The sequence below is a fragment of the Pannus brasiliensis CCIBt3594 genome (genome assembly GCF_036688125.1).
Classification (GTDB): domain Bacteria; phylum Cyanobacteriota; class Cyanobacteriia; order Cyanobacteriales; family Microcystaceae; genus Pannus; species Pannus brasiliensis.
The window spans coordinates 1-19,509 of record NZ_JBAFSM010000012.1 but is presented as its reverse complement, the minus strand read 5'-3'; the positions used below and the strand labels follow the sequence as shown (position 1 = coordinate 19,509).

The window sequence follows — 19,509 nt, the reverse complement described above, 5'->3', positions numbered from 1 at the left end:
TCAGGAGTTTCAAACTCATCGAGCTTCGATCCCGACGGATTAACCGGATAGTTCCGATTCCTTCTACCGCCCGATTCTGAACGATAGTTCATTTTTCCGAAACCACTACAACTCGCACGAATAACGATAACCTATGGCTAAGTCAATTATCTACAACGAAGATGCTCGCCGCGCCCTGGAAAAAGGCATGGACTTACTCGCGGAAGCCGTCGCCGTAACCCTCGGCCCCAAAGGTCGTAACGTGGTGCTAGAGAAAAAATTCGGCGCGCCCCAGATCGTTAACGACGGGATCACGATCGCCAAAGAAATCGAACTCGACGACCATATCGAAAACACCGGCGTAGCCCTGATCCGTCAGGCCGCCTCGAAAACCAACGATGTCGCGGGAGACGGAACCACTACCGCCACCGTTCTCGCCCACGCGATCGTTAAAGAAGGTTTACGCAACGTGGCGGCGGGAGCCAACCCGATCGCCCTGAAAAAAGGTATCGACAAAGCCACCGATTTCCTCGTCAGCAAAATCGCCGAACACGCGAAACCGGTAGAAGATTCCAAAGCGATCGCCCAAGTCGGCGCGATTTCCGCCGGTAACGATGATGAAGTCGGTCAGATGATCGCCTCCGCGATGGATAAAGTCGGTAAAGAAGGCGTGATCTCCCTCGAAGAAGGGAAATCCATGACCACCGAATTAGAAATCACCGAAGGGATGCGCTTCGACAAAGGGTACATCTCCCCCTACTTCGTCACCGACACCGAGCGCATGGAATGTGTCTTCGACGATCCCGCCATCCTGATCACCGATAAAAAAATCGGCCTCGTTCAAGACCTCGTTCCCGTTCTCGAACAGGTCGCGCGTCAGGGTAAACCCCTCGTGATCATCGCCGAGGACATCGAGAAAGAAGCTCTCGCCACCCTCGTGGTCAACCGTCTGCGCGGCGTTCTCAACGTCACCGCGGTGAAAGCCCCCGGTTTCGGCGATCGCCGCAAAGCCATGCTCGAAGATATCGCCGTGTTAACCGGCGGTCAAGTGATCAGCGAGGATGCCGGTCTGAAACTGGAAGCTACCAAGCTCGACAGCCTTGGAACCGCCCGTCGCATCACCATGACCAAAGATACCACCACGATCGTCGCCGAAGGTAACGAGGCCGGTGTGAAAGCCCGTTGCGAGCAAATCCGCCGCCAGATCGAGGAAACCGATTCTTCCTACGATAAAGAAAAACTGCAAGAACGTCTCGCCAAACTCGCGGGCGGTGTGGCCGTGATCAAAGTCGGCGCCGCGACCGAAACCGAGATGAAAGACCGCAAACTCCGCCTGGAAGACGCGATCAACGCGACCAAAGCGGCCGTGGAAGAAGGGATCGTTCCCGGTGGCGGCACCACCCTCGCGCACCTCGCGCCCGAGTTAGAAGGCTGGGCGAAAGATAGCCTCGTCAACGAAGAGTTAACCGGCGCGCTGATCGTCTCCCGCGCGATCGCCGCTCCCCTAAAACGCATCGCCGAGAACGCCGGTCAAAACGGCGCGGTTATCGCCGAACGCGTCAAAGAAAAACCGTTTAACGTCGGTTACAACGCCGCCAGCGGAGAATTCTCCGATATGTTCGAGTCCGGGATCGTTGACCCCGCGAAAGTGACCCGCTCGGCCCTGCAAAACGCCGCCTCGATCGCCGGGATGGTTCTCACCACCGAATGTATCGTCGTCGATAAACCCGAGAAAGAAAAAGCCGCCGCGCCCGCCGGTGGTGGTGACTTCGACTACTAATTCCCGTCGTTAGTCCCCTCGTTCAATTTAACGTGAGTTAACGATCGACTCGATCTCTCGATATAGAGATCGGGTCTTTTGATTTTGCGGGTAAAATAGAAGTAGACAACAGCTTGCTTCTTCACACTTTTTAGCGTCGGATGACCAACGTGATTTTTTCGAGAGCGAACGGTCTCGCGCTCTCCATCCCGTTTTTGCCTCCTGTACGGACGTGACTATCTCGTAGCTCTACCTTGCCTTTCCTAACCTTTCCGCAACCGATCTCATGAAACCCTGTTACTGGCCGATCGAGAACTTACCGGGTTTGAGTTCCCAGCAATCGACGGATCTCAAAACCCGCGGCATCGTCAACACCCGCGAATTGTTACTCGAAACGAAAACCCCCCGGCTAAAACAATCTCTCGCGGCGCGACTACAAATTCACCTGCAATACATCAATAAATGGGCCGCCCTCGCGGATCTCGCCCGTTTACCCAGCGTGGGCTGTCAGTATTGCGGTTTACTCCTACACTCGGGGATCGCCTCGGCCTTACAACTCACGAGCGTTCCCGTCCCCCGTCTCCACCGTCAGATCCTCCGTTTTCAGGTGGCCACGTTTCAAAGTAAAGACTTTTGCCCCCCCGTCGAGTTAGTTCGGAAATGGATCGAGGAGGCGCGTTCTTTGGAAACGGGCAGAAGATTAAATGTCTAGACGCTGGTAAATCGTGTCGAGATGTTTGAGGTGAACGGTCGGATCGAAACACTCCTCGATTTCCGCGGTGGAGAGAATCGCTTTCACCCGTTCATCGCCGGCGATAAAATCGTGAAAATTGCCGTTCTCGGTGTTCCAAGCTCGATGGGCGTTTTCCTGAACGATTTTATACGCCTCCTCGCGGCTGATTCCCTTACCGACGAGGGTTAATAGCACCCGCTGACTGAAGATCACCCCCCCGTAAACGTTCATATTACGTTTCATGTTCTCGGGGTAGACGAGGAGATTCTTCACCAGTTCGGTGATCTCGTATAGCATAAAGTGCGTTAAAATGCAAGCGTCCGGCAACATGACGCGCTCGACGGAACTATGGGAAATGTCCCGCTCGTGCCAGAGGGCGACGTTTTCCAGCGCGGCGACCGTGTGCGCGCGCACCATTCTCGCCATCCCGGTCAAGCGTTCGGAGCGGATGGGGTTGCGTTTGTGGGGCATCGCGGAAGAGCCTTTCTGCCCCTTGGAGAAAAATTCCTCCACTTCCAGCACGTCGGTTTTTTGCAGGTTACGGATCTCGACGGCGAAACGCTCGATCGAGGCGGCCAGTAGCGCCAATTGTTGCACGAATTCGGCGTGGCGATCGCGCGAGATCACCTGAGTCGAGGCCGTATCCGGTTCCAGTCCCAATTTCTGACAGGTGAGCGCCTCGATACGGGGGTCGATATTGGCGTAGGTTCCCACCGCGCCGGAGATTTTACCGATGGCGATATCCTTGCGGAGACGGATAAGACGATCGCGACCGCGGAGAACTTCCGCCAGCCATCCCGCCAGTTTAAAACCGAAAGTAATCGGTTCGGCGTGAATCCCGTGGGAACGACCGACCATCACCGTGTTCCGATGCTCCTGCGCCCGATAGCGGAGCGCCTGGATAAAATCCTCTAACTGTTCGAGAATCAGGTTTAAACTCGCCACCATTTGCAGGGATAGGGCGGTATCCAGCACATCGGAACTGGTTAACCCGAGATGGATATAGCGTCCCGCGTCCCCGACGTACTCGTTCACGTTCGTCAGGAAAGCGATCACGTCATGACGCACTTCCTTTTCAATTTCTAACACCCGATCGGGATCGAAATTCGCCCTGGCTTTAATTTCCTCTACCGCTTCCCGCGGGATGTACCCTAATTCCGCTTGTGCCTCACAGACGGCTATTTCGACTTCTAGCCACGTTTGATACTTATATCTATCCGTCCAAAGATTCCCCATCGCGGGGAGGGTATAACGCTCGATCACGTTTATCTCATGGAATACAACCGATAATTGTATCGGATCGGGGGGGACGGGGGAAGAGGAGTCAGGAGTCAGGAGGCTTTTAGCTATCAGCGTCCGGCTATCAGCTTTTAAGAGGCGAGTTTTTTAGCCTTAGCTACTATTTAAGAGCGATTAGCTGAATGCTGACCGCTGACCGCTTTTCGGCAGGAGTTAGGAGGAGGAATACAGAAAAATTCGCTCCAAAATTTTACGTGAAACCGATTTATCTTTACTTGAGCGCGCGATCGAATCGGAATTTCGCTCGCGTTTATTACTTCCGAAAATCGATATAATATACTGAATATAGCAATTTTCCCGATTATTTATAGCGACGCTCCGCGGTTCGGTTGTTTTTCTCCCGACCGCTGACGATCGACCGTAATCCCCAGGAGAGGTATCGTGATCGCCACCGAAACGCCCAAGATGAATCTATTGGTGACTCCCACTTCCGGGGAGTGGATCGAACAGGCGATCGCCAACCTGGACACGATCCTGCTCGATCATTCCCACTGCGAGCGGAAAGCGGCGGGAGTGGCCCTAAATTTCATGTTCCGCTATCCCTCTCTCGCTCTCCTGGTGCGGAAACTGACGGCGATCGCCAGCGAGGAGCTAGATCACTTCGAGCGGGTGAATCAATGGCTCGATCGCCGGGGAATTCCCCTCGCTCCCCTGAACGCGCCTCCCTACGGAGCGAGATTAAAAGCGCGGATCCGTCCCGCGGAACCCGATCGCTTGTTAGACTCCCTGTTAATCTCCGCGCTGATCGAGGCCCGATCGCACGAGCGCTTGGGTTTGCTGGCCGAACACTGTCCCGATCGGGAACTGGCGGATTTCTATCGGGAATTGATGGCCTCGGAGGCGCGTCATTACGGCATTTATTGGGTACTGGCCGATACCTACCACGATCGAGCCGTCGTCGCTCAACGTCTGGAGGAACTCGCGGCGATCGAGAGCGAGATCCTGTCCACCCTTCACCCCGAACCGAGAATCCATAGTTGAGGGAAAATCGTGTCGATCGTTAAAAAAGCCCTGATTCCCGCCGCCGGTTTCGGTACCCGTCTTTTTCCCGCCTCGAAGGTCTTTAAAAAAGAGTTTTTCCCGGTGATCGATCGCGACGGCCGGGCCAAACCGATCGTTCTCAAACTGGTCGAGGAGGTCTTGAGCGCGGGGATCGAGGAAATCGGCATTATCATTCAGGAGAGCGATCGGGAGCTATTCGAGGATTTTTTCTACCGTCCGGCACCCGAGGAACTACAGCGCAAACTATCGCCGGAAAATCGCGAGATCGATCGCTATCTCGTCGATCTCGGCCGGCGGATCGCCCTGATCCCCCAGCGCGAACAGGAAGGCTACGGCCACGCGGTGTATCAGGGGAAAGATTGGGTCAACGGCGAACCTTTTTTACTAACCCTCGGCGATCATCTCTACCGCTCCGATAGCGAGATCTCTTGCTCGAAACAGCTAATGGAAGCTTTCGAGAGCTATCGGGTGAGTACGATGGCACTGACCCAGATGCCCGAGGAAATTCTCTATAAAGCGGGTATTGTCGGCGGTTGTTGGTTAGAGGGAGCGGAAATCCTGAAGATCGATCGCATGGAGGAGAAACCGACCCCGGAAATCGCCCGTTCCGTCCTGCGCGTGGATGGGTTACGAGAAAATGAATATTTAGGAGCGTTCGGATTATATATTTTAGAATCGGTAGTTTTCGAGCGTTTAGAAGCGCAAATCTCTACTAATCAACGCTATAAGGGAGAATTTCAACTCACGACCGCCCTAGACGCGTTGGCGAGCGAGGGAAAGTTACTCGGTCGGGTCATGCGCGGGCGCTATCTGGATACGGGAATGCCCGATTTTTACCGACAGACGATCGTTGATTTTCGATCGTGACAAAAGCGCGCTTCGATCGGGTCTCGATGTCGCTTGGAATTGACCCATTTTTACGGGATGTGACAACGCGACCCTGAAGATATGACTTTTGTTGTGACAACTTTTATTGACGAAATCTATAGAATTAAACTATGGGCGAGAGTGATTTATCCCTCGTTCAACAATGTTTAGAAAATATTGTATCGAGGCAATGGAACCGTCATGTTGGATATTGTTAGCAACAATCATAACGAGGAGCAATTACCCCGCGGCGAACGTGTCGTCCAGCTAAAAAACGTGATCGATACCCTGCGAATCGCTGATGAAGTCGCCAGGAAAGGCTACTTGATCACTAGCTCGGAACTGGCGGATTTAATGGATATCAACGCCAGCGCGGTCACGGCCCGGGGCGATCACTGGCCGTGGCGGAATTGGGTCGTGTCTAGAGTGCGACGGGAGGGCAACCAAATTCTCTGGCAACTGGAAAGAGTCGACTAACCCGATCGGGCCTCGATGTCAAGCTCGTAACCGAGACCGAAAAAATCTAGCAGGGGAGATAGATTCAGTCGTATTGTTTCCTAACTTTAGTTGTCCGTAAATTCACCGATCATTTCCTCCGGCTCTCCCACTAAATAGCGGGCGAAATGTTTTGCCAGAGGAGGGGCGGCCACGAGGGTGCTAGTAAAGCCCGAAAAGACTTGAATTCCCTCGAATCCGTCGATCGGGCCGATGACCGGACGATTGAAAGGAGCGAAAGCTACCAGACATTCCCGGTACGTTCCGGGTAAATCCCGCAGTGCCGGCAGAAATTGACCCACCAGATTCCGAATATTCGCCTCCGTACTTTCCGCGTCTAAACGGGCGAAGGGATCGGTAACGATGGCGCTAACCTGACCGATATAGAGACTTCGATCGCCGAATTGAATCGCGCCGGGTTCCAGGACGCTATCGATCGCCTCCGCGGTGGTTTCGTCCCAGATTCCCTCTCTCTCTCCCTCGCTCACCTGCCGTTCCAGAAAAATCCGCCGTCCGGTGGCCGGCATGACGAGGGTACGCAGTTCGAGATCCGTCGGTTCGAGCGCGATCATCGCGGCGCGCGTGAAGTAGCATCTGACCGAAATTCCCGCTTTTTGTAGGAAAGAACGGGTTAATCCGCCCGCGCAGACGATCGTGGTCCGGGCCCGATACTCGCTAACGGGAGTTCTAACCCCGCGAACGATTCGATCGTCGAGAATTAATTCGATCGCCGGTTCGATGGCGATCGCTCCCCCGTGACGACGGAAAGCGTCTTGATAGGCGCGGTTGGTTTTGCCCGCGTTGATGTGACCGTGGGGCAGTCGCAGAACCCCGGATATCGCGTCGGGGTCGAGAAGGGGTTCGAGTTCGATCGCCTCGCGAACGTCGAGTAATTCCGGGCGGATGTCGAATCCCTCGAAACTTTTCGCCACCGCCACCGGATCTTCGCCCGCCCCGATCGTCAGGACGAGATCGATCTCGCGAAATTCCGTATCCGCCTCTAGTTCATTACATAAATTGCGGTGAATGTCAATACCTTCTCGGTATAATTTTCGGGTGATTTCCGTCGTTCCCGACCAGTAGGCCAGACCCCCGTAACTATACATCGTGGCGTTACCCGGCGCGGGTTCTCGCTCTAGGAGTAAAACTTTTTGTCCTTTCCGGGCCAGTTCATAACCTAGGGCTGACCCCGTGATCCCACCACCGATGATAAGGTAATCGTAAGTTGCTGTCATTACAATTCGGTTGTTTTTAGGCTCGTAGGGTGGGAATCGCGCCGACCCCACGAGCCTAGTTTATCATTAGACTTCTCGGGGACTTCAAAAATTGTCCCGTGGCCAGGTAGTCAGGAGCCAGGGGGAGAAATCAGGAAGAAAATACTCTATAGTCGGCAAAAAGCCCGATCTATTCTCCAAAACCCTAATTCACTAGGTTTGGATTCGATCGGGAAGAGACCTCTGGCGGAATTCATTTTCGAGAATCTAAAATCGAGAAAAAATCCGATTGAAAAAATCAATCGGTTTCGATCGGGATTTTAGAGCGAATTATTCCGTATTCCCTCTTCTGCCTATTGCCTTCCTTAGCCGGGGGTTAATCGAGGGATTACCGGATGTTTACCTTGGCGCGGTAGAGTTACGGTGAAACCCATCCTCTTTCGATACCGAGAGATCCGCCGCTCATGTTGCTGACCCCGATTCCCCTCACCGCGCCGTTTCGAGAGGACTTTAGCGAGACTCGCCGTTTACATTATTACGATCGAGGGGAAAATATTCCCTTGAGTCGGGATGGTTTCTGGCAATTGTATCGGGGAACGGCGCAGATCGGACAAGTATCCCAGGGGGGGGAAGAGATTTTACTCGGTTGGTTACAACCGGGGGCGTTTTTCGGTCTACCGCTCACCTATTTGGAAGCCTATCACGCGCGGGCGCTCTCGGAAGTGTATTTACGCCGGTACACGGCCGCGGAGATGGAAAACTCGATCGAGCTAACGCGGACGATGTTCGAGCAGTTAATCCGTCGTCAGCAACAAACGGAGGCGCTTCTCGCGATCGCCGGGCTAAAACGCGTCGAGGAGCGGTTACAGCAACTATTACAGCTATTAAAACGGGAAATGGGACAGCCGATCGCCGGGGGAAGTCGGTTAAGTGTGCGACTAACCCACCAGAATCTCGCCAACGCCATCGGCACGACGCGGGTAACGGTGACGAGACTGCTGGGAGAGTTCCAGCGTCAGGGTTGGATCAGTTTGGATAGCGATCGACACCTGATCGTTCATGATTAAGAAAATGGCACGATTCGCGCGTCGGGAAACCGATCGGGCAACGGAAAGCTAGAAACGCTCGATCGGAAAGGATCGTTTCGCGGAATCCCCGCGCTCGTTCGCGATTCTATCGTTAGGTCTGGTAAAATAAGGTTCGCGTAGTAACCATTCCCGTATCGATCGAGCCGTGTTCGAGGGCCGAGCGCGAAGACCGATAAGCGATTGCTCCAGATATCGTGTAAAGATCGCTGGAAATTCCAACTTCACTTTTCGGACTTTCCCGCGCGCGTTTTTACCCGAACCGTATCGTTATCGATCGCCCGATTTTAGTTGAACGAACCGTATATTACCGATCTAATTATTTCTATGGTTGATAATGTTTGCCTGTCACGCTCGCTCACCGAATTCCAACAGAATTCTTTCGATTTAGAAGTTCATTTACAGGATTTTCTCCAAATCGATCGAGAAATTTTACAGGCGAAATTAGCCCTCGCCAAACAATCCCTAGCCAATCTCGCCCATCATGATTTTTCTTGGACAAATCCCGAGGATTTTTATCGAGATAAAGTCAAAGAAAATTATTTATTTGAATTATCCGCCTGGCATTTATCGAGCCGGGACTATATCGGCGAAACCCTGAAATTAATCGACGAGCGCGCGCGGGGAGAGGTGTTAGAATTCGGCGGCGGGATCGGGACTCACGCCATCGCCGCCGCGATGAATCCCGCGGTCGATCGAGTGACCTATTGCGATCTCAATCCCCTCCATCATGAATTCGTGCGTTTCCGAGCCGAGCGATTAAACCTCGATTCTAAAATCACGTTCTGTTATGAAGTTCCCGTCGAGCGAAAATTCGACACGATTGTCTGTTTAGATGTCCTAGAACATTTACCCGCGCCCCACGCGCAACTACAACAATTCTATCAATGGCTACAGCCCGAGGGAACCGCTATTATCAATTGGTACTTTTTCAAGGGATTCGACGGGGAGTATCCCTTTCATCTGGACGATCCACAAATCATTACCGTATTTTTTCAAACCCTGCAACGGAATTTTTTAGAGATTTTTCATCCCTATCACATTACCGTTCGCTGTTATCGGAAAAATCCGCTCGCGCCCGACTCGCAACGGTAAGATGAGGGAAGACGTTGGCCGGAAATAGCGATACGACCGCTAGATATAGCGCTACGGCTTTCGATTAAGACAGAGAAAAAGACTGTAACCCTCGATCGCTCAACTTTTAGCCCTCACCCGGAAATCGTGATTCGGGCGCGGGGGTCTGTTCTATGATGGGGAGAGTGAAACTTTAGCCATCGAATTTCTATGGACGTGAGAGCGGCTGTTGCCCTGGAATCGGGAAAACCCCTGAGCATCGAAACCGTACAACTCGAACCCCCGAAAGCCGGCGAGGTACTGGTGGAGATTAAAGCGACCGGCATCTGCCATACCGACGCTTATACCCTATCCGGGGCCGATCCCGAGGGATTATTTCCCGCCATTCTCGGCCACGAGGGCGCGGGGATCGTGGTAGAAGTGGGCGAGGGTGTCACCAGCCTTCAGGTGGGCGATCACGTCATTCCTTTATATATACCCGAATGTCGTCAGTGCGAGTATTGTTTGAGCTTTAAAACCAATCTCTGTCAGGCGATCCGCGAGACGCAGGGACGGGGGGTAATGCCGGACGGTTCCAGTCGCTTTTCCCTCGACGGACAGAAACTCTATCACTACATGGGAACCTCTACCTTCGCCAACTATACGGTCGTCCCCGAGATCGCCCTGGCGAAAATCCGTCCCGACGCGCCTTTCGACAAAGTTTGTTATATCGGGTGCGGGGTGACGACGGGCATCGGCGCGGTGATCAACACGGCGAAAGTGGAACCGGGATCGAAAGTGGTGGTTTTCGGTTTGGGGGGCATCGGCCTGAACGTGATTCAAGGGGCGCGGTTAGTCGGCGCGGATATGATTATCGGTGTGGATATTAACCCCAAGAAAAAAGAACTCGCGGAAAAATTCGGGATGACCCATTTCGTTAATCCGACGGAAGTCGGGCCGGATCTGGTGAAATACCTAGTCGATCTCACCAAGGGGGGCGCGGATTATAGTTTCGAGTGTATCGGCAACGTGAACGTGATGCGTCAGGCTCTAGAGTGCTGTCATAAAGGGTGGGGCGTTTCCACGATTATCGGGGTCGCGGGCGCGGGACAGGAGATCAGTACCCGGCCGTTTCAGTTAGTGACCGGGCGCGTCTGGAAAGGAACGGCTTTCGGGGGGGCGAGAGGACGTACCGACGTGCCGAAGATCGTCGATTGGTATATGGACGGGAAGATTAATATCGACGATCTGATCACGCACGTTTTACCTTTAGAGAGAATTAACGAGGCGTTCGAGTTGATGGAAACGGGGGATTCGATCCGGAGCGTGGTGACGTTTTAGGCGCGTTCGATCGCTTCTTCTTGAAAGCGTTCGTTTTCATCGAGTCGCCACGATCGCGCCTCGATCGCCTTCCCGTTACCGATCGAAACAATCACGTAGGAATAACCCGGCCAGGCCAATTCTCGATCGGTGGACGAGGGGATCGCCGGGTGATCCGGGTGGGAATGGTACACGCCGATAATCTCTAACCCCCGCTCGCGCGCCGTTTTTTGCGCCCGGAACATTGCTTCCGGCGCGATCTCGAAGCGCGTTTTTTTATCTCCCGTCCAGGTGTTTTCCGCGGGCCACGCCTCGATCGCCCTCGCCCCCGTCTCCGTCAATTCACCTAGTAGTAAACCGCAACCTTCCTCCGGGTACAGGGATTCCAGCCACGTACAAATACAGTTGTCAAGATTAGGGGGAATGAGGATCATAGGGGAAAGCCTTTACAGATCGTGACAGTATGGTGATATAGATCATTGATTTTAGTTCCCTTTCGTTATCACCGAAAATTGAAAAGCTCGCCACACTTCACCCGTCCCAGAAATACCGCTCGCGTCGGACGTGTCCTCGGCTAAAATTCGCTCGGGAAAAAAATTCTCAATCTATCTAATCAAGGAGACTAATCATGAGCAAAGGGATCGAAACATCTTTAAACACGGACACGAGCGCGTCGCTTCCGTGGTGGAAACGCCCTGTCTTCGGAGAGGGAGGAATTATCACCCGATTATTGGGAAAATTATTCGGGGGGGGAAAATTGGAGATTCCCGAAACCGTTCAGAGTGTTCATGACGCGGAAATGATGGCCCTGCGGATCTTCGCCAAATCGATGGAGGCGATCGATAGCTACAAGTTTAGCAATCAAGAGTTTATCCTCTATATCAAAATTAAATACTGTCTGGACAAAGGGATCGACGAGTACGAGGGGTTAGCGCAAAGTTTAAAATTCCTGCAAGCGGCGATCGAGGCGAAAGATAGTTTCTTAAGACTCGACCAAACCGAACTCCGATACCGGAGTCTAAAACAACAGGAATTCTATCAATACATCGAGAGTATCCTAACCGATCACGAAGATAGAGACGCGTTTAACGCCAAGGTGAAAGCGAAACTAGCCGAGATCCTGCCCGAGGTGAAAACCGAAGAGGGCAAAATCGCGCTACAGGAATACCAAAAAGAACTCGCTCGTCTCGCCAAATTCGAGTTAGGATTGAAACTTTTCTCGCTGTTCAAAGCCTATCAACTGGCGGACTACACGATTCTGACGACGATCTCGAATATGGTGGTGTCGATCCGGGAGAAAGACGTGATCGACTATAAAACCTTATCCGCTTTGGTCATCGGGAAGTACGATGTTTTCGACAAACTCAAAACGATTATCGGGGTTCCCGATCGCAAACACAAACCCGACACCTACGCTCGAATGCTCCAAGTGATCGCGCTCGGTTATCGACATCAAAAATCCTACCCGATCTTCGCCGAGTTACTCCAAATCCTGCGTCAATGGTATCGACCCTATCAAGCGATTCTCGGCATCCGCGGCGAGTATCCCGCGGCCCAATACAAGCTACCGAAACCCTTTACCGAGCAACTCGTGGGCGTGGAAATTTACGATAAATATCGCAAAGCCCTCACCGATCAGAAAACCGGTGTCAGCTACGTCGATTTCGGGGAAGAAACTTAGGACGGAAAGGGCGGATTTTCTCTCCGTCCTCCCGTTACTATCCGCGGGTCAACAACAGGGGACGAGGTGTAGTGTAAGGAGTCAGGAGGCGAGAGAGGGGAAAGGATGAAGAAAGCTCTTTTCCCTTTTCCCCTTCCCCTTCTCTCCGAAAAATCTCCCCGTCTCCCCATTTCCCCACACCCCATACGAGGGGGCTTGCTTATCCCTCTTCGTTGACGATCGGCCGATTCCGTTCCAGCCATTTTTCCCAGAGATCCGGCCGACGTTCCCTCGTGCGCTCTAGCTGTTGTCGGTGGCGCCACTCGGCGATATCGCGATGGTTACCCGATCGCAGGACGGGGGGAACCTCCCAACCGCGGAACACCGGCGGTCTCGTGTACTGGGGATAATCCAGTAAATCCTCCTCGAAACTTTCCGATTTTAACGATTGCTCCTTACCCACCGTCCCCGGTAACAGTCGCGTCACCCCGTTCACGATCGTCAGCGCCGGGATCTCGCCGCAGGTTAACACGAAATCGCCCAGAGATACCTCCCGCGTCACCAGGTACTCCCGAACCCGCTCGTCGATGCCCTCGTAGTGACCGCAGATCAGCACCAGTTGATCGTAATCGGTGACGAAAGTTTTCAACAGGGCTTGATCGAGGGGTTGTCCCTGGGGAGTCGTCAGGATAATCTCGCGACGGGGGAGAACCGGCAGGGACTCGATCGCCTCGAAAATCGGTTCCGGCTTCAGTAACATCCCCACACCGCCCCCGTAGGGTTCATCATCGACCCGGCGATGTTTATCGTGGGCGAAATCTCGTAAATTCACCAGATTCACCCGGGCGATCTCCCGCTCTAACGCCTTGGCTAACAATCCCGATCGCAGGGGAGAGGTAAAAAAATCCGGGAATAACGTGATAATGTCGAAGCGCACGGGAATAAATAGGAAACGCCTAGATAGGGATCGGGTTTACTGTAACATTTTCCCGCGGGCCCTTTCGGGCCCGTTTCGGGAATTTTCTTTCGGGACTATCTCGTGAACGTGATACACTAAGCTGTACTATCTCGCGACCTATCCGGCTATCGTGGCGACCTTCGACTCTCTCGAAGCCCGGCCCGAACCCGCGATCCGGTTCCGAGAGATCGACCGACGCGCCGGGGAAAGTCTTTGCCGATCTCCCTCTTTTAGTAGAAGGCGATTATCTCTCCCGATACTTTATCCGGGAACTTTTTCCCGATATAATCCCGGACGATAGTACCCTCGCCCGCGCGATCGGCCCCGATGAAAGTATTGAAGCGAATCCGCCCCGTTTCTCGCCTCGAAACCCCTTCCCTTACCTAGAATGCTTACTCGTTCAGCGACATGATCATCGATCTCGAAACCCAACAACCGGACAACCCCAGCCCGACACCGCTGAAAACAGCGATCTTGGTGATCGGGGGCGCGGAAGATAAAGTCCACGGCAAGGAAATCCTGCAAACCTTTTGGGCGCGATCGGGGGGAACGGAAGCGGTACTGGCGATCGTCCCGTCCGCCTCTAGAGAACCGGTCCTGATCGGCGATCGCTATCAACGGATTTTCGAGGAAATGGGAGCGAAATACGTCAAGGTAATGGATATCCGCGATCGCGTCCAGGGAGAAGACCCGCAATTTCAAGCCTATATCGAAGAATGTACGGGGGTGTTCCTGACCGGGGGCGATCAACTGCGTCTGTGCGGACTACTCGCCGATACCCCCCTCATGGAACGGATTCGCCAACGGGTACAACAGGGAGAGATGACCCTCGCGGGAACCAGCGCCGGGGCCGCGGTGATGGGACATCACATGATCGCCGGGGGCAGTAGCGGCGAGGCTCCCAATCGCGCCCTCGTCGATATGGCGATGGGATTGGGCATTATCCCGGAGGTGATCGTCGATCAGCATTTCCACAACCGCAATCGGATGGCGCGTCTCCTCAGTGCCGTGTCCGGTTATCCCGAACGCATCGGCATCGGCATCGACGAAGATACCTGCGCCATGTTCGAGCGCGACGGAACCCTCACGGTGATCGGTTGCGGGACGGTCACGGTACTGGACGCGCGGGAGATGTCCTATACCAATCAGGCGACGGTGACGGCCGCCGAACCTTTGAGCCTGCACAATTTACGCTTACATATTCTTTCCTACGGTGACTGTTATCATTTGAAAAAACATCGACCGATCGCCAAAACCGTTTAACGAACTCTCCTAGAAACTGTTCACCATGAACAGTTTGTGGATCTCCCCGGACAAGACAATAAAAAACGGCTTCCTTGTTGCTTCTCGTCAGCGAACGTCACCTCAACCATGAAAATTCTCCGAACCCAAACCCTACGCGGCCCCAACTACTGGAGTATCCGCCGCGAAAAGCTTATTGTCATGCGCCTCGATCTCGAAAACCTGGCGAACCGGCCGTCGAACGAGATACCCGGATTTTACGAGGGATTGGTGGAGGCTCTGCCGAGCTTGGTAGAACATTTCTGCTCGCCGGGCTATCGGGGGGGATTTCTGGAACGGGTGCAGAAGGGAACCTACATGGGGCATATTATCGAACACGTCGCCCTGGAACTACAGGAACTCGCGGGAACGCCGGTCGGTTTCGGTCGCACGCGGGAAACCGCCACGCCGGGAGTCTATAACGTGGTGTTCGAGTACGCCGACGAGCAAGCGGGACGTTACGCGGGACGGGCCGCCGTGCGGATGTGTCAGTCGATCGTCGATACGGGAACCTATCCGAAAGCGGAACTGGAACAGGATCTCGCCGATTTACGGGATCTCTGCGCCAACGCCTCGCTCGGCCCCAGCACCGAAACGATCGTCAAGGAAGCGGAAGCGAGAAATATTCCCTGGTTGCTATTAAGCGCGCGGGCGATGGTGCAGTTGGGCTACGGGGTTCACCAGAAGCGCATCCAGGCAACTTTAAGCAGTATGTCGGGGATTCTGGCGGTCGAGTTGGCCTGTGATAAGGAAGGCACGAAAACGATTTTAAAAGACGCGGGGATTCCCGTTCCCAGGGGAACCGTGATCCAGTATCTCGACGAGTTAGACGACGCGATCGAGGAGGTGGGCGGGTTCCCGATCGTCGTGAAACCCCTCGACGGTAATCACGGCCGGGGGATCACGATCGATGTGAATAGCCGTCCGGAAGCCGAGGAAGCCTACGATCTCGCCAGCGCGGCCTCGAAAACGAGAAGCGTGATCGTGGAACGGTTCTATCGCGGGAGCGATCACCGTGTTTTGGTTATTAACGGCAAAGTGGCGGCGGTGGCCGAGCGGATTCCCGCGCACGTTGTCGGGGACGGTCGATCGACGATCGAGGAACTGATCGAGATTACCAACCAAGATCCCAACCGCGGCGAGGGACACGCCAACGTTTTAACCAAAATAACGATTGACAAAACGGCACTAAATGTGCTAATGCGGCAGGGTTACGATCTGGGAACCGTGTTACCCGAGGGAGCGATCGCCTACCTGAGAGCGACGGCGAACCTGAGTACCGGCGGGATCGCGGTCGATCGCACCGACGAGATCCACCCGGAAAACGTCTGGATCTGCCAACGGGTCGCGAAATTAATCGGTCTGGACATCGCGGGGATCGACGTGGTGACTCCCGATATCCGCAAACCGTTACGGGAAGTGGACGGGGTGATCGTCGAGGTCAACGCCGCGCCCGGATTCCGGATGCACGTCGCCCCCAGCCGCGGCCTACCCCGCAATATCGCGGCGCCGGTGATCGATATGCTGTTCCCGGAGGGGACTCCCAACCGCGTGCCGATTATCGCGCTCACGGGAACGAACGGAAAAACGACGACGAGCCGCTTAACCGCGCATATTTACCGGCAGACGGGAAAAGTGGTCGGTTTTACCACCACGGACGGCATTTATATCGATGAGTATTTAGTGGAGAAGGGCGATAATACCGGCCCCTACAGCGCCAGCGTGATCCTGAAAGATCCCACTGTAGAGATCGCCGTGTTAGAGACGGCGCGGGGGGGGATTCTGCGATCGGGATTAGCCTTCAATCAGTGCGATGTGGGGGTGGTTCTCAACGTGGCCGCGGATCACTTGGGAATCGGCGACATCGACACGATCGAACAGATGGCGAAAGTGAAAAGCGTGGTCGCGGAAGTGGTCAGCCAGAAGGGTTACGCGGTACTCAACGCCGACGATCCCCTCGTGGTCGGCATGGTCCCGCAGGTGAAGGGGAAAATCGCCTATTTTTCGATGAATCCGGACAATCCGATTATTAAGGATCACGTCCGTCGCGGCGGTATGGCGGCGGTTTACGAGAATGGGTATCTGTCGATTCTCGAAGGGGAATGGACGCTACGGGTCGAGGAGGCGGTGAATATTCCCGTGACGATGGGGGGAATGGCTCCTTTCATGATCGCGAACGCGTTGGCGGCCTGTTTGGCGACCTTCGTGCAGGGGGTGGATATCGAAGTGATCCGTCAGGGGGTGAGAACGTTTAAACCCTCGGCGGCGCAAACGCCAGGACGGATGAATCTGTTTAATCTCGGACACCATCACGCGCTCATCGATTACGCGCACAATCCCGCGGGTTACGAGGCGGTCGGCGGTTTCGTCCGTAATTGGAAAGGGGAGAAAGTGGGGGTAGTCGGCGGCCCCGGCGATCGACGCGACGATGATTTAATTCTGTTAGGGAAATTGTCGGCGGGAATGTTCGATCGGATTATCGTGAAGGAAGATAACGATACCCGCGGTCGCGCGCGCGGCGAGGTGGCGGATTTAATTCTCAAGGGGATTAACGAGGAGAATTCGAGTCTACACCCGGAAGTGATTCTCGACGAGACGGAAGCGTTAGAGAAGGCGTTAGCGACGGTTTCCGAGGGGGGATTGGTGGTGATCTTCCCGGAAAGTGTCGGCCAGTCGATCGCTTTGATCAAGAAATACCAACCGGTCTCCGAGGAGGAAGGGTAAAAGCTAGAAATTGCAGTCCAACAACTTATAGAATAGTTATACTGAAGTGTTCGGTATTATCTGATCATGATTACTATTTAATTGAATAGTAATCATATCTTTTATTTTTTCGAGGCTTTTCGGAATGAACAAGATTTTTAAACAACGTTTTGATGAATTAGAAATTCAAGCAACTAAAGTAGAAGTATCTAATAGTTCTAATGGCAGTGATATCGATTACCATGTTTTACTCAACTGGAAAATAAAAGTTAAAAACTTATTGTCGAAAGTTTGTGGTGAAAATTCACAATATTATCAGCAGTTCGAGAAAGAGGAAGAGAGTTCAGATTGGACGAACCACACTAGCTTCAAGAGTTTGAAAGCTATATTTTTAGCGGCAAAAGAAGATTTTGAAGGAGGCTATCTATCATCAATCAGATCACTTGTACAGGCGGAAGTGTTTGAGTCCGAGCTTGAACAAGCCAACGAGTTATTAAATAATGGTTATCTGACAGCCGCGGCTGTGATCGCTGGGATTGTATTAGAAACAGCATTGCGAGATTTATGTGATAGAAAAGGTATCGAACGAGGAAAGCAAGATTCGATGGATAAGATGAACGTTGATTTGGCTAAAGCGGGAGTATACAATAAGCTGATGCAAAAACGGATAACCGCATTAGCCGATATACGAAATAGTGCGGCTCATGGAAAGCCCGACGAGTTTACGAAACAAAATGTGATAGATATGATTAGAGAGGTATCCCAATTTTTAACTAATTATCTTGAAAGTTAAGTAAGTGTTACAGCCTAGACGGTAAGAATTCTGAAAGATATAGGTGATCGTCGCGCGGGTTCTTTACTCTCGCCAAGTAAAGATAATTCGTTCTTCCGCTTGTCTGAACTCGATATTAAAGCGATCGAATACTACTTCACGGCCGAGTAATAATTGTTCGCCATCTGTAGGATTTTGTAACCAAGCGACGGGAGCGATAAAAGAGCGCTCGTTAATTGTCATCTCTACATCTCGAAGAACATATTCCACGCGACCGCCAATCGTTTCCGCGAGCAACCGTGATTCTGAATCCGCTAAAGTGAATCCTAAATCTCGACCGATTTTGTACGATATTAGGCTTAATTCCGCTCCAGAGTCTACCAGCATAGGGTTCGTTAGTTCCTGCTCTCTATGGGCTAATCTGACATGATAATTCGGTTGCCAGTCGTGACGAGCGATCGAACGGAAATAAACCGGTAAAATCTGAACGGAAGCGCTTCGGGGGGGGACTAGATAAACTCCGAAAAGTTCTCCCGTGGCGGACGCGGCGGCTAGTACCTCGTCTAGATTTTCACCGTGAGCGAGCATTCGATCGAACGTATAAGCCACGTATTGATTCTTGTACAACCTCAGTAGTTCTCGACGGTTGCGGTGAAGCCATTTTAATAATTGATAATTCTCTTCCGGTGACATGATGTTATCGAAACCGACGCGGTTATTAAAATTGTAACAAGTGTTCGGGGTTAAATGGGACGGGATAGCGATCGAGTCTACCAGATCGGCACTAGGCTTAAGAGGAAGTTCGGTAATACATCCTCACCCGATCGAGTTGGTGGGTTTTCTAGAATTTCTACTTCCTGTGCTTGATAGTCAAGAGCGATCGAGCGCGAATCGGGAACCGATCGAGCGAAAAAATCGACGATCCCGGTAATGTGAGAAAAGTGCGCCGATTTTGCCGGAACCCGATCGAGTCTGCCGGGGACGCGCGAGATCTTTCACTTTTCTCTACACACGAAGGGAGCGCTCCGGTTCTAGGAGTATTCTTTTTACAAAAAAACTACCTCGCGAGGGATGTATGTTGAAAAAAACGGTCATTGTTTCTTCACTATTGCTAGTTGGCGTGGCTTTACCCGCTCTAGCGGCTAGAGAGCGATTATTAGGTTCGGCTAGATTAGCTTATCAAGAAGAGGATAAGGCGGTTCTTAACATTGCCACTTGTCCGAATCCCGCTTATACTCACGTCCAGCTTCGGGTGAAAAAAGGGGACGCGGATATTACCGCTCTTTTATCACTCTAGGGTCGGGGAAGATAGAAACCTCGCGGAAAGAT

At 53.0% G+C, this 19,509-nt stretch carries 18 protein-coding genes; 13 read left to right on the top strand and 5 right to left on the bottom strand.

Translation table 11 applies throughout. From position 1 onward, the window contains the following. The first annotated feature begins 133 nt into the window (after positions 1–133). Both groL and V0288_RS07710 read left to right on the top strand, forming a co-directional pair. Positions 134–1,759 (top strand): chaperonin GroEL, encoded by a 1,626-nt coding sequence (groL, locus tag V0288_RS07715; RefSeq protein WP_332864498.1) that lies wholly within the window; start codon positions 134–136, stop codon positions 1,757–1,759. Between the two features lie 265 nt (positions 1,760–2,024). Next, entirely contained in the window at positions 2,025–2,450 is a 426-nt protein-coding gene (locus V0288_RS07710) for a DUF4332 domain-containing protein (RefSeq protein WP_332864497.1), read from the top strand. Here the strand turns inward: V0288_RS07710 and purB are convergent. Further along, a complete protein-coding gene (gene purB, locus V0288_RS07705; RefSeq protein ID WP_332864496.1) occupies positions 2,439–3,734 on the bottom strand; it encodes an adenylosuccinate lyase in 1,296 nt (431 codons plus the stop codon). The genes V0288_RS07710 and purB overlap by 12 nt on opposite strands. 441 nt (positions 3,735–4,175) lie before the next feature. Here purB and V0288_RS07700 point away from each other — a divergent pair, with 441 nt between their 5' ends. The 3 genes from V0288_RS07700 (at position 4,176) to V0288_RS07690 (ending at position 6,116) form a co-directional block, all read left to right on the top strand. Further along, a complete protein-coding gene (locus V0288_RS07700; protein WP_332864612.1) occupies positions 4,176–4,751 on the top strand; it encodes a MiaE family protein in 576 nt (191 codons plus the stop codon). A 9-nt stretch (positions 4,752–4,760) separates the two neighbouring features. After that, on the top strand, positions 4,761–5,639 hold the full coding sequence (locus V0288_RS07695; RefSeq protein ID WP_332864495.1) for a sugar phosphate nucleotidyltransferase: 879 nt from the start codon (positions 4,761–4,763) through the stop codon (positions 5,637–5,639). Positions 5,640–5,840: 201 nt separating this feature from the next. After that, the gene (locus V0288_RS07690; protein ID WP_332864494.1) at positions 5,841–6,116 is read left to right on the top strand and encodes a hypothetical protein; all 276 of its coding nucleotides are present in this window, start codon (positions 5,841–5,843) and stop codon (positions 6,114–6,116) included. A gap of 86 nt (positions 6,117–6,202) precedes the next feature. Here the strand turns inward: V0288_RS07690 and V0288_RS07685 are convergent, their stop codons facing one another. Continuing rightward, on the bottom strand, positions 6,203–7,369 hold the full coding sequence (locus tag V0288_RS07685) for an NAD(P)/FAD-dependent oxidoreductase (RefSeq protein ID WP_332864493.1): 1,167 nt from the start codon (positions 7,367–7,369) through the stop codon (positions 6,203–6,205). Positions 7,370–7,812: 443 nt separating this feature from the next. Between V0288_RS07685 and V0288_RS07680 the strand changes: the two genes are divergently transcribed. From V0288_RS07680 to V0288_RS07670, 3 genes are all read left to right on the top strand, one after another. Continuing rightward, on the top strand, positions 7,813–8,415 hold the full coding sequence (locus V0288_RS07680; RefSeq protein WP_332864492.1) for a Crp/Fnr family transcriptional regulator: 603 nt from the start codon (positions 7,813–7,815) through the stop codon (positions 8,413–8,415). Between the two features lie 345 nt (positions 8,416–8,760). Beyond that, positions 8,761–9,528 carry a class I SAM-dependent methyltransferase gene (locus V0288_RS07675; RefSeq protein ID WP_332864491.1) on the top strand — a complete coding sequence of 256 codons (768 nt, stop codon included), beginning with the start codon at positions 8,761–8,763 and terminating at the stop codon, positions 9,526–9,528. 189 nt (positions 9,529–9,717) lie between these two features. After that, positions 9,718–10,827: an S-(hydroxymethyl)glutathione dehydrogenase/class III alcohol dehydrogenase gene (locus tag V0288_RS07670; RefSeq protein ID WP_332864490.1), complete on the top strand. Its 1,110-nt coding sequence runs from the start codon at positions 9,718–9,720 to the stop codon at positions 10,825–10,827. Here V0288_RS07670 and V0288_RS07665 read toward each other — a convergent pair. Continuing rightward, entirely contained in the window at positions 10,824–11,240 is a 417-nt protein-coding gene (locus V0288_RS07665) for a M67 family metallopeptidase (protein WP_332864489.1), read from the bottom strand. The genes V0288_RS07670 and V0288_RS07665 overlap by 4 nt on opposite strands. Before the next feature lie 194 nt (positions 11,241–11,434). On the opposite strand from V0288_RS07665, the gene V0288_RS07660 reads away from it, so the two are divergent. Further along, positions 11,435–12,487 carry a hypothetical protein gene (locus V0288_RS07660; RefSeq protein WP_332864488.1) on the top strand — a complete coding sequence of 351 codons (1,053 nt, stop codon included), beginning with the start codon at positions 11,435–11,437 and terminating at the stop codon, positions 12,485–12,487. A 199-nt stretch (positions 12,488–12,686) separates the two neighbouring features. Here V0288_RS07660 and trmD read toward each other — a convergent pair whose 3' ends face one another. Then, complete coding sequence (gene trmD / locus V0288_RS07655; RefSeq protein WP_332864487.1) at positions 12,687–13,403, bottom strand: tRNA (guanosine(37)-N1)-methyltransferase TrmD; 717 nt, start codon at positions 13,401–13,403, stop codon at positions 12,687–12,689. Positions 13,404–13,832: 429 nt separating this feature from the next. On the opposite strand from trmD, the gene V0288_RS07650 reads away from it, so the two are divergent. From V0288_RS07650 to V0288_RS07640, 3 genes are all read left to right on the top strand, one after another. Continuing rightward, complete coding sequence (locus V0288_RS07650; RefSeq protein ID WP_332864486.1) at positions 13,833–14,687, top strand: cyanophycinase; 855 nt, start codon at positions 13,833–13,835, stop codon at positions 14,685–14,687. A 108-nt stretch (positions 14,688–14,795) separates the two neighbouring features. Next, a complete protein-coding gene (gene cphA, locus V0288_RS07645) occupies positions 14,796–17,429 on the top strand; it encodes a cyanophycin synthetase (RefSeq protein ID WP_332864485.1) in 2,634 nt (877 codons plus the stop codon). Between the two features lie 124 nt (positions 17,430–17,553). Then, entirely contained in the window at positions 17,554–18,201 is a 648-nt protein-coding gene (locus tag V0288_RS07640; protein WP_332864484.1) for a HEPN domain-containing protein, read from the top strand. Between the two features lie 63 nt (positions 18,202–18,264). Here V0288_RS07640 and V0288_RS07635 read toward each other — a convergent pair whose 3' ends face one another. After that, entirely contained in the window at positions 18,265–18,873 is a 609-nt protein-coding gene (locus V0288_RS07635) for a retropepsin-like domain-containing protein (protein WP_332864483.1), read from the bottom strand. A gap of 382 nt (positions 18,874–19,255) precedes the next feature. On the opposite strand from V0288_RS07635, the gene V0288_RS07630 reads away from it, so the two are divergent. Continuing rightward, on the top strand, positions 19,256–19,477 hold the full coding sequence (locus V0288_RS07630; protein ID WP_332864482.1) for a hypothetical protein: 222 nt from the start codon (positions 19,256–19,258) through the stop codon (positions 19,475–19,477). Positions 19,478–19,509 lie beyond the last annotated feature (32 nt).

Coding starts and splice junctions, on each gene's coding strand:
- groL (WP_332864498.1), top strand. CDS start 134: ATGGCTAAGTCAATTATCTACAACGAAGATGCTCGCCGCGCCCTGGAA.
- V0288_RS07710 (WP_332864497.1), top strand. CDS start 2,025: ATGAAACCCTGTTACTGGCCGATCGAGAACTTACCGGGTTTGAGTTCC.
- V0288_RS07700 (WP_332864612.1), top strand. CDS start 4,176: ATGAATCTATTGGTGACTCCCACTTCCGGGGAGTGGATCGAACAGGCG.
- V0288_RS07690 (WP_332864494.1), top strand. CDS start 5,841: ATGTTGGATATTGTTAGCAACAATCATAACGAGGAGCAATTACCCCGC.
- V0288_RS07685 (WP_332864493.1), bottom strand. CDS start 7,369: ATGACAGCAACTTACGATTACCTTATCATCGGTGGTGGGATCACGGGG.
- V0288_RS07680 (WP_332864492.1), top strand. CDS start 7,813: ATGTTGCTGACCCCGATTCCCCTCACCGCGCCGTTTCGAGAGGACTTT.
- V0288_RS07675 (WP_332864491.1), top strand. CDS start 8,761: ATGGTTGATAATGTTTGCCTGTCACGCTCGCTCACCGAATTCCAACAG.
- V0288_RS07670 (WP_332864490.1), top strand. CDS start 9,718: ATGGACGTGAGAGCGGCTGTTGCCCTGGAATCGGGAAAACCCCTGAGC.
- V0288_RS07665 (WP_332864489.1), bottom strand. CDS start 11,240: ATGATCCTCATTCCCCCTAATCTTGACAACTGTATTTGTACGTGGCTG.
- V0288_RS07660 (WP_332864488.1), top strand. CDS start 11,435: ATGAGCAAAGGGATCGAAACATCTTTAAACACGGACACGAGCGCGTCG.
- V0288_RS07650 (WP_332864486.1), top strand. CDS start 13,833: ATGATCATCGATCTCGAAACCCAACAACCGGACAACCCCAGCCCGACA.
- cphA (WP_332864485.1), top strand. CDS start 14,796: ATGAAAATTCTCCGAACCCAAACCCTACGCGGCCCCAACTACTGGAGT.
- V0288_RS07640 (WP_332864484.1), top strand. CDS start 17,554: ATGAACAAGATTTTTAAACAACGTTTTGATGAATTAGAAATTCAAGCA.
- V0288_RS07635 (WP_332864483.1), bottom strand. CDS start 18,873: ATGTCACCGGAAGAGAATTATCAATTATTAAAATGGCTTCACCGCAAC.
- V0288_RS07630 (WP_332864482.1), top strand. CDS start 19,256: ATGTTGAAAAAAACGGTCATTGTTTCTTCACTATTGCTAGTTGGCGTG.